This window comes from Paraburkholderia kirstenboschensis, from assembly GCF_032806925.1.
In the GTDB taxonomy this organism is placed as follows: domain Bacteria; phylum Pseudomonadota; class Gammaproteobacteria; order Burkholderiales; family Burkholderiaceae; genus Paraburkholderia; species Paraburkholderia kirstenboschensis.
Map to the genome: position 1 here is coordinate 1,560,775 of NZ_CP136511.1, position 15,216 is coordinate 1,575,990.

The following is a 15,216-nucleotide window of genomic DNA, read 5'->3' on the forward strand; positions in this document are numbered from 1 at the left end:
CGCGGCGCGGCGACCGCACTGCTGGTATCGCTCTCGATGACGAGCCACGCAGCCATGGCCGCCGATCCGATCAGGATCGGCGTGCCCGTGGGTCTGAGCGGTGCGAATAGCGTGGTTGCTCCGTCGGTGGTTCAGGCGGCGCAACTGGCTGTCGACGAGATCAATGCGAAAGGCGGCATTCTGGGGCGCCAGGTCAGCCTGGAAGTGGCCGATGACGGTAGCAGTGCGGCGGGCGCGCAAAAGGCGTTCGATTCGCTCATCTTTGAAAAGAAGGTCAATGCGCTCGTCTCGATGGAAACGAGTGCCGCGCGCAACGCGGGCCTGCCGATCGTGACGCGCGGCAAGGTGCCGTTCGTCTACACGTCGTTTTATGAAGGCCGCTCCTGCAACCGCTACATGTACGTCGATGCGTGGGTGCCCGACCAGCAGGTCGCGCCGATCGTCGATTACTTCATGAAGCAGCAGAAGGCGAAGACGTTCTTCCTGATCGGCAGCGACTACGCGTTCGGTCGCGGCATGCTCGACTTCACGAAGACCTACATCGAGAAGCACGGCGGCAAGGTGGTCGGCAACGAGTATTTGCCGATGGACGGTTCCGACTGGACATCGATCATCAGCAAGCTGCAGGCGGCCAAGCCTGACGCGATCATCACCTCGACCGCGGGCGGCGCGCCGAACGTCACCCTCACCAAGCAACTGCGTGCGGCGGGCGTAAAGGTTCCGTACGGCAATCTCGCCGTCGACGAGGGCACCGCCAGAAGCATGGGCGCGGACGCGCAGGGTATCTACATCTCCGGTTCATATGTGACCAACATCGATACGCCGGCAAACCACATGTTCCTCGCCGCGATGCAAAAACGCTTCGGGGCGGATCTGAAGACGCCGAACGATCTGTCGGTGCCGGAGTACGAGGCGATCTACCTCTACAAGGCCGCGGTGGAGAAAGCCGGTTCGATCGACACGGCGAAGGTGATTCCGGCGCTCGCGCAGGTTTCGTTCGACGGCCCGCGCGGCCACATCCAGATGGACAGGCAACGTCATGCGCCGCTCACGATGTATCTGGGCCAGGTGCAGGCGGACGGTTCGGTGAAGGTAATCGAATCGTTCCGCAACGTCGATCCGGGCGCACAGTGTCCGGCTTTGAAGTAAGCCGTACTACGGAGTTCCGGCAATGCTGAATCTCGGGCTTGATGTCGTCACCACGGCGGCCATCCTGTTCATCGTTTCTGCGGGGCTGTTGATGATCTTCGGCGTGATGAAAATCATCAACTTCTCGCATGGCGCGTTTCTGACGATGGGTGGCTATGCGAGCGTGCTCGTCGAGCATGCCGGCCTGAACTGGTGGTGGGGCGTGCCGTGCGCGCTCGCCATCGGCTTCGTGGCGGGGATGACGGTCGAGCGGTTCATCGTTCGTCCACTTTACGCGCGCCCGCTCGACGCGATTCTGGCGACCTGGGGTCTGGGCATTATCGTCGGCCAGCTGATCACGCTGGCGTTCGGCCGCGGCGTGCAAATGGTGGCCAGTCCGGTGGACGGCGCGATCTCGCTCGCCGGTAATCAGTACTCGGCCTATCGGCTGATTCTGGTCGGCGTGGCCGTGCTGGTTGCACTCGCGCTCGGCTGGATGCTCAACGGCACCCGGCTAGGCTTGCAGACCCGGGCGGTAATCATGAACGAAGCGCTCGCACGCGGGCTCGGCATCAGCAGTTCGCAGGTGCGCTTCATGACCTTCTGCACCGGCGCGGCGCTGGCGTCGGCCGCGGGCTGTCTGATTACGCCGCTTGCCAGCGTCGATCCCAACATGGGCGTGCCGTGGATCGTCGGCGCGTTCATGCTGGTGCTGGTGTCCGGTTCGTCGCTGGTCAGTCTTGCGGTGGCAAGCGTGGTGCTTGGCGGCGCGCAGGTGCTGGTCAGCACCTTCGTCAATCCCGTACTCGGCGGTCTGACCATCGCGGTGCTCGCAGCTTTGTTGTTACGCGTTCGACCGGAGGGCTTCGCACGTGGCTGATCCCGCTTCCACCCTGTCGTTTCGCACCGCCGTGGCTTCGCCGTGGAAGGGGCCGGCAGCGATCGGCGTCGTTGCGCTCGTCGCTCTGGCCATATGCAGCATCACGCTGCCGACCTTCCTCGTCAACAACCTGATTCGCGCGTTTCTGTATGCGGCGGTCGCGTTGACCGTCGATCTGTTGTGGGGCTATACCGGCATCCTCACATTCGGGCAGTCGGCATTTTTCGGTATCGGCGCTTACGCGGCCGGTCTGATTTTCACGCATGTCGGCTTTTCGTTTCCGCTTGCGGCGGCAGCGCTCGCCGCCGGCGTTGCCGCCGCCTGGATCGTGTCGCGTGCGGTCGGCTGGCTGGCGTTTTATCACGGGGCATCGCCGCTCTACGCCTCGGTCGTCACCCTCGTGTTGCCGATTGTGCTGGTTCAGTGCATCTATTCAGGCGGTGAGTTCACCGGATCGAGCAGCGGCCTGTCCGGCTTCGACAGCTTCGATATTCCGCTTGAAGCCTGGTTCTTCATCGCGGGTGCATTGCTGGTTTTGCTGGCCGTGATGGCGTGGATGTTCGTGCGCAGCGATGCGGGGCAACTGCTGGTCGCCATCCGCGAAAACGAAGCACGCTGCGAGTATCTCGGCATCGATGTGTCGCGCTACAAGGCGCGGCTGATGGACGCGTGCGCGGTCATCGCCGCGTTCGCGGGCTTTCTTTTTGCCTGCGTGCAGATGGTGGTGGCACCGGAATACGCGGGCTTTGTGTTCGGCACCGAACTGGTCATCTGGGTCGCGCTCGGCGGCCGCGGATCGCTGATCGGGCCCATTGTCGGCGCCATGCTGATCGACGTCGGCAGCGCCTATCTCAGCGGCAATCTGCCTTATGTCTGGACGCTGCTGGTAGGCGTGGCGTTCGTCGTCGTGATCGTGGCGATGCCGCGCGGGCTCGCGCCGCTCGTAGCGGGCGCAGCGCGCCAGGCGTTGCCGCGACGCCGCCGCCGTGAGGCGCCAATGACGCTGGTCGCGGCGCCGCCGCGCGGTGACGGCATGGTGGACAACGCCCATGCGGCGCTATCGATCAAACAGGTGCGAAAGCATTTCGGCAGCCTCAAGGTGCTTGACGACATCAGCTTTGACGCGCGCGCCGGAGAGCTGCTCAGTCTGATCGGACCGAACGGCGCGGGCAAGAGCACGCTGATGCGCTGCATTGCGGACGGCGGGGAACGCTCGGGCGGCACAGTCGAGATCGGCGGCACGGAGATCCGCACGCTTGCGCCGTACGACTGCGTGGCGCTTGGCGTCGGCCGCAAGTTCCAGACGGCGACGGTGTTCGAATCGCTAAGCGTCGGTGAGGCGTTGCGCGTCGCGCGCTATCGGGTGGCGCCGCCGTCGAAATGGCAACGCGACCCGATGCTCGCGCTGCCGCAGCCGGCCCTCGACGTGCTGCGTCTGACGGGACTCGACCGGATCCTCGAACGCGAGTGCCGCTACCTGTCGCACGGCCAGAAGCAGGCGCTCGAACTGGCGATGGTGCTGGCGCTCGAACCGCGCACGGTGCTGCTGGACGAACCCACCGCGGGCCTGACGAAACAGGAGCGCACGCAGATCGGCGAGATTTTCGTCGAACTGTCGTCGCGCTACCGGATGTGTCTTCTGCTGGTCGAGCATGACCTCGATTTCGTGCAGCAGATCAGTTCCCGCATCGTCGTGTTGCACCAGGGGCGCATTGTGATGGACGGCGGTGTCGAAGAAGTCGTGCACTCCGAACTCGTGCGCGCGGTGTACGCGGGCGGTGCGCATGCCGCCGCCGGTCAGCCGGAGGCGGACGCATGAATACATCGACGATTGTTCAGGTCGACGCGCTGCACAGCGGGTACGGCGAGGCGATGGTGCTCAAGGGCCTGAACCTCACGCTCGCGCGCGGCGAAGCGGTGGCGATTCTCGGCAAGAACGGCATGGGCAAATCGACCTTGCTGAAAACGCTGATGGGTTTCATTCGCCCGAAGAGCGGCGACATTGTGCTGTTCGGCGAGCGGACCACGGGCGTGCCGCCGAACCGGATCGCACGGCGCGACGTCGCTTACATCCCGCAGGAAAAGGGCCTGTTTCAGGACTTGTCCGTCGAAGAGAACCTGAAGCTCGCCCTCATGCGCGATCGTGATTTCAAGCCGCTTTTCGAGCGTATCGAGGATCTTTTTCCGTTTCTGAAGGACCGCTTCAAACAGAAAGCGGGCACGCTGTCGGGCGGCGAGCAGAAGATGCTGCTGGTCGCGCGAGCGTTGATTCGCCAGCCGAAGCTGATTCTGGTCGACGAAATCACCGAGGGCATGCAGCCGTCGGTGATCGAACGGCTGGTCGGCATTCTCAGCCGGGAGCGGGACAGTGCCGGCACGACGATGCTGCTGGTCGAGCAGCACGTGCGTTTTGCTTTTGCCGTCGCGAATCGCTACGCGGTGCTCGAACTTGGTGAGATTCCGGCGGCCGGTGACACGGCGGATACGTCGGCGCAAGCCACGGTTTCGCGTTTCCTGTCGCTGTAACGCTAAAGGGAAAGTTTGCCATGACGTTTTCCATCGTTGCGCGCTGTGCCCGGACCGGCGCGTTGGGCGTGGCGGTCAGCACGGCGGTGCCGGCGGTGGGCGCAATGTGCGTGCATCTACGCACCGGCGTGGGCGCGGTGTCGACGCAATCCTGGGTCAATCCGTATCTCGCGCTCCATGTGCTTGACTTGCTCGAGCAGGGCGTGGCGGCCGAACAGGCGCTCGCGCGGGTATTGAAAGACGATGCCGGAGCGGATCTGCGGCAGCTCGGCATTGTCGACCGCAACGGTCAAAGTGTGTGCTGGACCGGTTCGCAATGTACGGGTTGGGCGGGGCAGCGCAGCGGCACGTCCTGTACGATTCAGGGCAACATGCTGACCGGCGCCGGGACGCTCGATGCGATGCTCGCCGCGTATGAGGCGAGCGGCCAGCTCGCGCTGGAGGAGCGCCTGATGCGCGCGCTCGAAGCGGGACAAGCCGCCGGCGGCGACAAGCGCGGCCGCCAGTCAGCGGCGCTCAAGGTGGTGCGCAACGAGGCTTATGCCCACCTCGATTTGCGAGTCGACGAACATCACGAGCCGGTTGCCGAATTGCGGCGCGTGTTCGAGGTGGCGCAGCGGCAGTTCGTCCCGTTCGTCGAAGGGATGCCCACACGCGACGATCCCGGCCGTGCGCCGCCGGCCGCCGTGACTGAGTTGCTGTTGAGGCCGCCGCAATCGCGGCCGGGTGCAACAGAGCCGTTAGATACCGACATGCGGGTGCTCGGCCGGTGGCTCGGCGTCGCGTTCGCTGCGCAACGCGTGGCGCACAACCTCGCCACCTACGCGCCGATCCTCGCGGAGATTAGCAAGTTGCGAGAACTCGATCTGTCAGAAGTGCACCCGGTGGTCGTGTTCGATCCGGCGCGCGCTCATGCGGGACCTTCCACCAAGCGCGAAGCATGAACGACGATCTCACCGCCATCGCCGCGGATATTGCATCGGGCGAGGTCTCGCCGGCCGACGTCATGGACGCGCTGCTCACGCGCATCGCCGCGCTCGATCCGCAAGTGCTGGCTTATGAATGTCTTAACCCGGCCGCGCGCGCCGAAGCCGAGCAATGCACGGACGAACTGAAGCGCGGCGTGCGGCGCGGTCCGTTGCATGGCGTGCCGATTGCGATCAAGGACAACTACCTGACGGCCGGCATGCCGACCACCGCAGGCAGCCTTGCGCCGGGCTATACGTTCCCGAAGGAAGACGCCGCCGCCGTTGCGCGCCTGCGGGCGGCCGGCGCGGTAGTGATCGGCAAGACCCGCACGCACGAGTTCGCGTGGGGCACAGAGACGCCGCCCACTCGCAATCCGTGGGATCCGTCGCGCATTCCCGGTGGGTCGAGCGGCGGCTCGGGCGCGGCGCTGGCCGCGCGCATGGCCTACGGTGCGCTCGGATCGGACACGGGCGGCTCGATTCGCATTCCGGCGAGTCTGTGCGGCGTAGTGGGCCTGAAGCCGACGTTCGGTCGCGTCAGCCGCGCGGGGATCGTGCCGCATAGTTGGTCGCTCGATCATGCGGGGCCGTTGACTCTGTCGGTGCGCGACGCGGCGCTGCTGCTGAACGTGCTCGCCGGACACGATACACGCGACCCCGGTAGCGCCGACGTACCGGTGCCAGATTACACCGCGTCGCTGGACGGCGGCATCGCGGGCATGCGCATCGGCGTGTGCCGCAATCACTTCTTCGGCGCCAACGAGGCGGAAGTCGAGGCGCAAGTCGAGCGGTCCATTGCGGCGCTCGCCGCGCTGGGTGCGCAGGTGATCGACTTCGAGGTGCCCAATCTGCAATACGGGTTGGGTGCGATCTTCGCAATCGAACTCGCGTCGTCGAGCGCGTATCACGATCGCGGCCTGCAGCGCGGCGCGACCGCCGCGATGGCCGACGACGTGCGTACGCTCGTCGAGATCGGCCGCATGGTGTCGGCGTCGGACTATCTGAAGGCCGAGCAGTTGCGCGCGTGCCTGATCGATGATTTCAAGGCGGTATTCGAGCGCGTCGACGTTGTCGTGACGCCCTCGTCGCCGGTTACCGCATGGCGGCGCGGACAGGCAACGGTGGTAACTGGGGGCAGGGAAGAGAGCCCGCTCGCGGCGTCATGGCGTCTTACCTATCCATTCAACCTGACCGGTTTGCCGGCGCTGTCGCTGCCATGCGGCTTCGATTCGCGCGGCTTGCCGATCGGCCTGCAAATCGCCGGCAGACCGTTCGACGAAGCTACGATTCTGCGCGTAGCCGCGTCCTATGAAAGCGTGCACCGCTGGGACGCGGTGCGCTCGCCGATTGCGAGGAAAGTGCAGTCATGATGACAGGTAACGAGAGCAAGGTGACGGTGGCGTGCGTGCAGATGTGCCCGGAAGTGGGGGCCAAGGTGCGCAACGTGGCGCACTCGACCGAACTGATCGAGCAGGCGCATGCGCGCGGTGCGAACCTGATCGTGCTGCCGGAGTTATGCAATTCCGGCTATGTATTCGAGTCGCGTGAAGAAGCGTTCGCGCTGTCCGAAGCCTTGGCGAACGGCGATACGATTGGGCAATGGAGCACGCTTGCCGCGCGTCTGGGCGTCACGCTGGTGGCCGGGTATGCTGAACGCGACGGCGATGCGCTCTACAACTCGGCGGCTGTGATCGGTCCGCGCGGCGTGCTGGGAGGCTATCGAAAAATGCATTTATGGGGTGACGAGCACATCTTTTTTGAACCAGGTAATCTCGGCATGCCAGTGTTTCATACGCCGTTCGGCCGGCTGGCCTGCGCGATCTGTTATGACATCTGGTTCCCTGAAGTTTTCCGGATGGCGGCTACCAGGGGCGCCGACATCCTGTGCGTGCCGACCAATTGGGTGCCGATGCCTGCGCAGCCGGCCGAGCTGCCTGCGATGGCGAATCTGCTGGCGATGAGCGGCGCGCATTCGAACGGACTGTTCGTGGCCGCGGCGGACCGGGTCGGCATCGAGCGCGACCAGCCGTTTCTTGGACGCAGTCTGATTGTCGACTCGCAAGGATGGCCGGCGGCCGGTCCGGCCAGTCCAACGGACGAAGAGATTCTGGTGGCGACGGTGAATTTGGCCGACGCGCGCCGGCACCGGCAATTGAATGCGTTCAATCACGTATTGCGGGACCGCCGTCCTGATATCTACTGAGACAGGCGGTCAATCGTAAGCGTTCACCCTCGCTGCGCTTATACGCCCGTATAAGCGGGGTATGCTAACGCGGCATTGGCATATCCAACCGTAGAGTGGATTCGCCCTCCGGCTCGATCTAATCTTCTCTCATCGCTGCACGCTCGCTGCTACACCAGCGGAAAGCTCCCGGTTCGGCCCCATGATCGGAAGCAACACATATGGCGAGTACCCGTTCGTGCCGCAGCCTGGCAGGACCGTTTATCGCCATACGGTCGACTTCTCCTCAGTATGTATGCAATAGCCGCAAAGTCAGAACCTGTTTGACCGCTACCTTTGTCGGACTACTGTTCCACTTTTTCCTGAAGAGGGGCACGTTCTTGAACGCTGAACACAATGCGACTTTGGACATGCTTTCTCCGTGCCTCCACGATGTATTTGACCCAGCCGAGGTCGAGCCCGCAGACGAGGCTGCGAGTCACGCTTCACTGGCCCTGCGACGCTCACTACTGAAGGCCGATCTCTGCATGATATTGCGCAGTACGCCGGAACGGACCGCAGACTCGCGTCGTGAGTGCTTACATGCCAGGGTGGAGCGATGAAGTGGACCGCGGATACGTTTGCGATCCTGCGCGATTTACGCTCGCTGAAAGTTGTTGTGATTCATCCACAGGATCAGGATGGCGACGAGCTTCTCGCGCAACTCCACCGCATTGGATGCGACGTAGAGGTATGCTGGCCGACACTCGACTGCTTGCCCTTCGGAACCGGGCTCGTGCTAATGGCGATGCGCCCCGAAACCCTCTCGATCAATTTTCCGTGGCTCGGAACCAGCATGTCGCCGCCGGTGATTCCAGTGGTGACCCATGAAAATCCAATCACCGTCGAAGCGGTGCTGCGCCTGAACGCGCTGACGATGATACCGTCACCGGTGCGCTCGTTCGGATTGCTGACCGCGATTGCGGTGGCGCTGACGCAAAGTCAGGCATTGCGGATGCGCGACCGATACATTGAGCGGCTCGAGAAGAAGCAAGAGAACGTTCGAGTGATCCAGCAGGCGACGCGGCTTGTGATGGAAAGGCGCGGCGTGTCGGAAGAACACGCGTATCAGTTGCTACGCTCAAAGGCGATGCTCAAGCGTGAACAGATCGAGGTGGTGGCAAGCGAGATTGTCAAGGCGCACGAAACGCTGACTCTCTAGCCCACAGGAATGCGCTCGCTCCTGAGCCGTTTGAAGCCGAGCATCACGTTCGTTCTGGATTTGATGTGGCGCTGGTCCTGCTCGATCAGTTGTTCAGGTACTTTGAGGAACGGAGCTGCGTGTTCGCAGGCAGCAGACCATCGGCCTTCATCTCACGCTAGCCGAGGCCTTTCCGCACGGGCCTCGGAGTTCCAATGCGGCTAGGCGGCGCAGCGTGCTTCAATAGCGTGGGCCATATAGTGAAGATGACGAAAGCCCGGCGCGTCGACCTTCTCCCGCGCCGTGCGGCGGCGCTCAATTAGCGTTGTGTTCCGTTGCTGTCGCGACGAGTGCAGGCGCGGCAGCCGCTCGAGCGAGTTCATCGCTCGACCATCCACCGCCGAGCGCATGCAGAAGTTGCACATTCGCGCTCAGCTGCCGTGTCTGAATATCGAGCACGCTGCGTTGCGCCTCGAGTTCGACCGTCTGCGCCTGCACGACATCGAGGTAACCCACTATGCCTTGGCGATATTGGCGTAACGCGAGGTCGACCGAGTACTGGGCTGCGTTTGCTGCATCCCTTTGCTCACCAAGTGCAGTGCCGAGATACGACAGCAGGGCAAGGTTGTCTTCAACCTGCTGGAACGCGGACAGCACCACGCTGCGGTAACGTTCTCCCGCTTCTTCGGTTGCCGCCTTGGCGGAATCGAGTTGCGCACGACGGTACCCGCCGTCGAACACGTACTGCACGAGCTGCGGGCCGACCGCCCAGAACAGATTGGGCGCGCTCACGAGGCCGGCGTAGGCTGCGCTTTGCACACCACCCTGCAAGCTCAGCATGATGTCCGGGAAGTAGGCCGCCCGCGCGACGCCAATTTTTGCGTTGGCCTCGGCCACCCGGCGTTCCGCTGCAGCGACGTCGGGCCGGCGCTGCAGCAGCGTCGAGGGCAGGCCGGTCGGAATCGCCGGCAACGCGATGGCGGCGGTCTGGGGCGGCAGGCTGAATTCGGACGCGGAGGCGCCAACCAGGACCGCGACCGCGTGTTCAAGCAGAGCCCGTTGCGCCAGGTTCTGCGACAGCTGTGACTTCGCCGACGAAAGTTGCGTTTGCGCTCGGGAAGCGTCGAGGCCCGACACGATTCCACCGTTGTGCAATGTTTGCGTGAGTTGCAGGGCCTTCGCATACGCCACGACAGTCTCGTTCAACAGCTCGGTTTGCTGATCGAGGCCGCGCAAGCGGAGGTCAGTGTCCGCCAGTTCGACCTGCAGGCTCAGCCTGACCGAGGCCAGATCGGCCTCGCTCGCCTGCGCTTCGTCCTTGCCGGCCACCACGGAGTCGCGCACGCGGCCCCAGAGGTCGAGGTCGTAGTCGACTTCGCCGCCAAGCGTGACGGAGTTGTAGTTGTTCGGGCCGCCGGCGCGCAACGGCCGGTTGTCGGACTGGCGCTCACGCAGCGGCACGGCGCTCGCACTGATCGAAGGGTACAGTCCCGACTCGACCTGCGCCACGAACGCTTGCGCTTGCGCATAATGGGCGTACGCCGCGCGCAAGTCGGTGTTATTGGCCAGCAGACGCGCTTCGAGATCGTCGAGCTGCGCGTCGCCATACATCTTCCACCAGCCGTTGCGGTCTATCCGGTCGGCAGGCTGTGCCGTGGTCCACGGGCCAACCGTCTTGTATTGCGCCGCGACCGGCGTTGGCGGGACGCGATATTGCGGCGCTAACGAGCAGGCGCAGAGCGCGACGACGCTCGCGAGAAGCGCCGGAAGTCCATACTTAACCATGTGCAGCTGCCTTCTTATCGCTTGCCGTCGCCACCTGCACGCTGTCGCCGTCAGCAAGTCCGTCGGGCGGTGTATCGATCACGCGATCGGTTGCGGCGAGCCCTGAGCCGATCTCCACCGAGTCGCCCAGGTCGCGGTTGATCTTCACCTGTTTGAACAGCACGCGACCGTTTGCGCCAAGCGTGGCGACCACGACGCCGCGGCTATCGAAGACGAGCGCGCTGGCCGGTACGCGAAGCGAATCGGCGGAAGCGGGCAACGAGAGTTTCAGGCTGGCAAACCCGCCCGGCAGCAGCTTGCCGTTAGCGTTGTCGACCAGCAGTTGAACCAGCGTCGTTCCCGAACTCGAATTGACCGAGTCTGCCGCTGCAACCACGCGCGCGGTGAACTGCTGGCCGGGATACTCGGGAACGGTCAGGATGGCGGTCGTGCCGTCGTGGATCGCCGGTGCGTAATTCTGCGGCACCTGGACATACACGCGTAACTGCTTGACGTCGGAGACTGCGAACAACTCCTGTCCGACCCCGCCGCTGCCGGCGTTGACCAACGCGCCGACGTCGGTATCGCGGGCGGTCACCACGCCGTCGAATGGCGCGACGATGCGCGCGAAGGCCTTGGTGGCGACGAGGCGGTCCACGTTGGCCTTCGCGGCCGCGACGATCGCCTCCTTGGCGGTGTAATCAGCGGTACGTTGATCGACATCCTGCTGGGCGACGGAATCCGTGCCGCTCAGCGCTTCCCAGCGCTTCGCCGTCGTACCCGCAACTAAAGCATTCGCCTGCGCGCTCTGGAGATCCGCGCGCGCTTGCAATAGCTGCTGGTCGAGCTCGGGCGTTTCGATTTCGGCGAGCACCTGACCCGCTTTGACACGCGCGCCGATATCGACGCTCCATGATTTCAGATAGCCGCTGACCTGCGCGAAAATCGGCGCCCGCGTAAACGCTTCGAGGCGGCCGGGCAGTTGCAGCGAGGGGCCGTTGGCGTCGCGCAAGGGCTGGATCACGTTGACGGTCGGTACGGCTTGGGCGTCAGTCCACGTTTTCAGCTTGCGGGCGTCCACGGCTCGCAGCGCGATACCGGCAGTGACGATGCCAAACACGACCAGCAGGCCGACGACGCTCGCTACCCAAAGCGGGCGGCGCGAGGGTGTATCAGTGGGGAAAGCGGATTCAGACGACATGGGCAGGATCTCCCGAGATGGATGCCGGGGTAGCCGCGCGCCCGGGGCGCGCGTGCACGATACAAAAGATGACGGGGACGAGGAACAGCGAAGCGGTGGTGGCAAACAGCAGACCGCCGATCACGGCGCGGCCAAGCGGCGCGTTTTGTTCGCCGCCTTCGCCGAGGGCGAGCGCCATCGGCAGCATGCCGATGATCATGGAGAGCGCGGTCATGAGCACGGGGCGAAAACGTGTAAAGCCGGCTTCAAGTGCGGCCTTGAACGGGTCGCCATGTGCGGCAAATCGTTCGCGGCAGAAACTGACGACCAGAATCGAGTTGGCGGTCGCCACCCCCATGCACATGATCGCGCCAGTCAATGCCGGTACCGAGAGCGTCGTGTGGGTTGCGAACAGCATCCAGACGATACCCGCCAATGCAGCAGGCAATGCGGTCACGATCACGAACGGGTCGGCCCACGACTGGAAATTGACCACGATCAGCAGATAGATCAACACCACCGCACCGAGAAGGCCGAACAACATGCCGGCAAAGGCGCTGTTCATTGTCTGCACCTGACCTAGCAGAGCGACGGTCGAGCCCTTGGGCAAGGTGCTGGCGTTGTCGTGCACGATGCGCTGGATATCGGATGCCACCGCGCCGAGGTCGCGGCCCTGGGTAGTCGCGAAGATCTCGACCATGGGCTGGATGTTGTACTGGCTGACAACCTCATTGCTGCTGGTGCGTTCGACTGTCGCCAGACCCCCGAGGATCTGGGCGGCGCTTCCGCTGCTGGCCGTGATCGGCAGATTTTCCAAGGCGGCGAGCGAATCGAGGCTGTATTGCGGCGTTTGCATCACGATCGGATAGGACACGCCGTTCGCGTTGTTCAGCCAGAACGTGGGCGCGATCTGACTGGAACCCGCGAGGTTCACCACCATGCTGTTGGTCACGTCACGTTCGGTGATGCCGAGCAATTGCGCGCGCGTGCGATCGACATCGACGTTGAAGGTCGGGTTGCCGTGCGACTGTTCGATCCGTGCATCGACCACGCCCGGCACATCGCGAACCTGGCGCAGCAGACGGTCCACATACGCATAGTTGCCGCTCAGGTTATTGCCGCGAACCTGCAGGTCGATCGGCGCGGGCGAGCCGAAGTTCAGGATCTGACTGATGATGTCCGCCGGCGGGAACGAAAACGTGACACCCGGAAATTCCCGCGGCAATCTCTCGCGCATGACGCGAACATACTCGTCGGTCGGACGATGGCCTTCGTTCAGCGCGATCTGGATGTCACCGTCCTGCGAGCCGACCGTACCGGTGTTGTTGTACGCGGTATTGATGCCGCTGACCGGCAGACCCATGTTGTCGACCACTGTGCCGAGATCCGCCGGCGGAACGATCCGGCGGATCGCGCCTTCGACATTCGCAAAAATCTGCGCGGTCTTTTCAACGCGAACGCCGACCGGTGCGCGCACATGCATCAGGATTTGTCCGGAATCGACCGACGGGAAGAAGTTGCGGCCGAGGAACGGCACCAGCGTGAACGAGAGGGCGACAAAGCCGAGGAAGCCGGTGACAAACGGACGCCGGCGCGTCAGCGCGAGTTCGAGCAATCCACGGTAGGCGCTACGCACCTTTTCAAACCGCGCCTCGAAGCCGCGCTGAAAACGCCCGAGCGGACCGGGGCGCTTCGTTTCATGGGCGTGCTCATCCTTTACATGCTGTTTGAGCAGATATTTGGCCATCGTCGGCACAAGGGTTCTCGACAGGATGAACGACGAGATCATCGCGAAGATCACGGCTTCAGCCATCGGCACGAACAGGAAGCGTGCGACGCCGTTCAGGAAGAACATCGGCACGAATACGATGCAGATACACAGCAGCGAGACGAACGCCGGCGTGACGATCTGCGCGGCGCCGTCGAGAATCGCCGTCTCCACCTCCTTGCCATGCTCGAGGTGCCAGTTGATGTTTTCGATGGTTACCGTGGCATCGTCGACGAGAATCCCCACCGCTAACGCGAGACCACCGAGCGTCATGATGTTCAAGGTCTCGCCGAGCGCGGATAGCGTGGCGATGGAGCCGAGGATAGCGAGCGGGATCGAGGTTGCGATGATGATCGTCGAGCGCCAGCTGCCGAGGAACAGCAGGATCATCAAGCTCGTCAGCACGGCCGCTATCACCCCCTCGCGCGCCACGCCGGTAATGGCCGCTCGCACGAACAGCGACTGGTCTCCGATGGGTTCGATCTGCAGGTTATCGGGCCACGACGCCTTCCCTGCAGCAAGCCGCTGCTTGATGCCGGAGATGATGCCGAGTGTCGAAACCGAGCCGTTCTTGAGCACGGACATCAGTACCGAGCGCCGGCCGTCGACGTGCACGATATTGGTCTGGGGCGGGCTGCCGTCGCGCACATTCGCAATGTCACGCATATAGACCGTGGTGCCATTGGCCGCCTTGACCGGCAGATCGCCCAAGGCTTTGATTTGCGACGGCGCATTGTTGAGTTGCAACGTGTACTCGTAGTCACCGATCTTTTCCGTGCCGACCGGTGTGATCAGGTTCTGGCCGGCGAGTGCATTGGCGACATCCTGTGCGGACAAGCCGCGCGCCTGGAGCGCCGCCGGGTCGACGTCGATCTGTACCTGACGTGTCTTGCCGCCGAACGGATAAGGAATCGCCGCGCCTGCGACCGTCGTGAGAACCGGGCGCACCGCATTCAGGCCAAGATCGCCGAGCGCCTGTTCAGAGAGCCCCTTGCCGGACAGCGCCAACTGGATGATTGGCACGGTCGACGCGTTGTAGTTCAGGATCAGAGGTGGCGTCGTACCTGCAGGCAACTGCCGCAATTGAGTTTGCGCGACCGAAGTCACCTGCGCGTTCGCCGTGCTGATATTCACGCCCGGCTGGAAGAAGATCTTGACGATCCCGAAGCCCGCAACCGATTCCGCCTCGATATGCTCGACGTCGTTCACGGTGGTTGTCAACGTGCGTTCGAATGGCGACGTGATGCGGCCGACCATCTGGTCCGGCGGCAGCCCCGTGTACTGCCACACGACGCTGATCACGGGAATCCTGATGTCCGGAAAGATGTCGGTTGGCGTCTTCATCGCGGACAAAGGACCGATGATGAGGATGAAGATCGCCAGGACTACGAAGGTGTAGGGTCGCCGAAGGGCAATACGGACTAGGCCGAGCATGAGAATTCCAGGGCTTGGGGAAAACGAAGAGTGTCTTGGTGGAGGCTAATGCGGCGTGCGATGTCCGGCAGCCGCGTGCTTGTACCTGAAACAGGCGCAGGTCGCGCTTGAACTGGCAGCACGTTCGACCGTGACGGAATATTGACTAGGGCTACGCATGATCTGCATTTCTTGAGAATTGCTCTGCTGCTTACGATTGGTCAAAA

The 15,216-nt window shown here is 63.4% G+C and carries 11 protein-coding genes and 1 pseudogene; 8 read left to right on the plus strand and 4 right to left on the minus strand.

Annotation, left to right across the window (positions count from 1 at the left end; genetic code table 11):
* The first annotated feature begins 36 nt into the window (after positions 1 to 36).
* The 8 genes from RW095_RS07620 to RW095_RS07655 all read left to right on the plus strand — a co-directional run bounded on the left by RW095_RS07620 (position 37) and on the right by RW095_RS07655 (position 8,885).
* Positions 37 to 1,149: a substrate-binding protein gene (locus RW095_RS07620; protein ID WP_317016645.1), complete on the plus strand. Its 1,113-nt coding sequence runs from the start codon at positions 37 to 39 to the stop codon at positions 1,147 to 1,149.
* A gap of 25 nt (positions 1,150 to 1,174) precedes the next feature.
* Entirely contained in the window at positions 1,175 to 2,008 is an 834-nt protein-coding gene (locus RW095_RS07625; RefSeq protein WP_317016647.1) for a branched-chain amino acid ABC transporter permease, read from the plus strand.
* The gene (locus RW095_RS07630) at positions 2,001 to 3,827 is read left to right on the plus strand and encodes an ABC transporter permease subunit (protein ID WP_317015477.1); all 1,827 of its coding nucleotides are present in this window, start codon (positions 2,001 to 2,003) and stop codon (positions 3,825 to 3,827) included. The genes RW095_RS07625 and RW095_RS07630 overlap by 8 nt, the downstream gene beginning before the upstream one ends.
* Positions 3,824 to 4,534: an ABC transporter ATP-binding protein gene (locus RW095_RS07635; RefSeq protein WP_317015478.1), complete on the plus strand. Its 711-nt coding sequence runs from the start codon at positions 3,824 to 3,826 to the stop codon at positions 4,532 to 4,534. The genes RW095_RS07630 and RW095_RS07635 overlap by 4 nt, the downstream gene beginning before the upstream one ends.
* Positions 4,535 to 4,554: 20 nt before the next feature.
* Positions 4,555 to 5,478, plus strand: coding sequence for a DUF1028 domain-containing protein (locus tag RW095_RS07640; RefSeq protein ID WP_317015480.1), 924 nt, complete (start codon positions 4,555 to 4,557; stop codon positions 5,476 to 5,478).
* Positions 5,475 to 6,872: an amidase gene (locus RW095_RS07645; RefSeq protein ID WP_317015481.1), complete on the plus strand. Its 1,398-nt coding sequence runs from the start codon at positions 5,475 to 5,477 to the stop codon at positions 6,870 to 6,872. Before RW095_RS07640 ends, RW095_RS07645 begins: the two co-directional genes overlap by 4 nt.
* Positions 6,869 to 7,705 carry a nitrilase family protein gene (locus RW095_RS07650; RefSeq protein ID WP_317015483.1) on the plus strand — a complete coding sequence of 279 codons (837 nt, stop codon included), beginning with the start codon at positions 6,869 to 6,871 and terminating at the stop codon, positions 7,703 to 7,705. Before RW095_RS07645 ends, RW095_RS07650 begins: the two co-directional genes overlap by 4 nt.
* A gap of 577 nt (positions 7,706 to 8,282) precedes the next feature.
* Positions 8,283 to 8,885: an ANTAR domain-containing response regulator gene (locus RW095_RS07655; protein WP_317015484.1), complete on the plus strand. Its 603-nt coding sequence runs from the start codon at positions 8,283 to 8,285 to the stop codon at positions 8,883 to 8,885.
* Here the strand turns inward: RW095_RS07655 and RW095_RS07660 are convergent.
* From RW095_RS07660 to RW095_RS07675, 4 genes and pseudogenes are all read right to left on the minus strand, one after another.
* Positions 8,882 to 9,042, minus strand: a pseudogene (locus tag RW095_RS07660) (IS6 family transposase); the annotation flags it as partial. The gene RW095_RS07655 and the pseudogene RW095_RS07660 sit on opposite strands and share 4 nt — an antisense overlap.
* Before the next feature lie 137 nt (positions 9,043 to 9,179).
* Entirely contained in the window at positions 9,180 to 10,649 is a 1,470-nt protein-coding gene (locus RW095_RS07665) for an efflux transporter outer membrane subunit (RefSeq protein WP_317015485.1), read from the minus strand.
* Positions 10,642 to 11,829: an efflux RND transporter periplasmic adaptor subunit gene (locus RW095_RS07670; RefSeq protein WP_317015486.1), complete on the minus strand. Its 1,188-nt coding sequence runs from the start codon at positions 11,827 to 11,829 to the stop codon at positions 10,642 to 10,644. The genes RW095_RS07665 and RW095_RS07670 overlap by 8 nt, the downstream gene beginning before the upstream one ends.
* A complete protein-coding gene (locus tag RW095_RS07675; protein WP_317015487.1) occupies positions 11,819 to 15,010 on the minus strand; it encodes an efflux RND transporter permease subunit in 3,192 nt (1,063 codons plus the stop codon). The genes RW095_RS07670 and RW095_RS07675 overlap by 11 nt, the downstream gene beginning before the upstream one ends.
* Positions 15,011 to 15,216 lie beyond the last annotated feature (206 nt).

Coding starts and splice junctions, on each gene's coding strand:
- RW095_RS07620 (WP_317016645.1), top strand. CDS start 37: ATGACGAGCCACGCAGCCATGGCCGCCGATCCGATCAGGATCGGCGTG.
- RW095_RS07635 (WP_317015478.1), top strand. CDS start 3,824: ATGAATACATCGACGATTGTTCAGGTCGACGCGCTGCACAGCGGGTAC.
- RW095_RS07640 (WP_317015480.1), top strand. CDS start 4,555: ATGACGTTTTCCATCGTTGCGCGCTGTGCCCGGACCGGCGCGTTGGGC.
- RW095_RS07645 (WP_317015481.1), top strand. CDS start 5,475: ATGAACGACGATCTCACCGCCATCGCCGCGGATATTGCATCGGGCGAG.
- RW095_RS07650 (WP_317015483.1), top strand. CDS start 6,869: ATGATGACAGGTAACGAGAGCAAGGTGACGGTGGCGTGCGTGCAGATG.
- RW095_RS07655 (WP_317015484.1), top strand. CDS start 8,283: ATGAAGTGGACCGCGGATACGTTTGCGATCCTGCGCGATTTACGCTCG.
- RW095_RS07665 (WP_317015485.1), bottom strand. CDS start 10,649: ATGGTTAAGTATGGACTTCCGGCGCTTCTCGCGAGCGTCGTCGCGCTC.
- RW095_RS07670 (WP_317015486.1), bottom strand. CDS start 11,829: ATGTCGTCTGAATCCGCTTTCCCCACTGATACACCCTCGCGCCGCCCG.
- RW095_RS07675 (WP_317015487.1), bottom strand. CDS start 15,010: ATGCTCGGCCTAGTCCGTATTGCCCTTCGGCGACCCTACACCTTCGTA.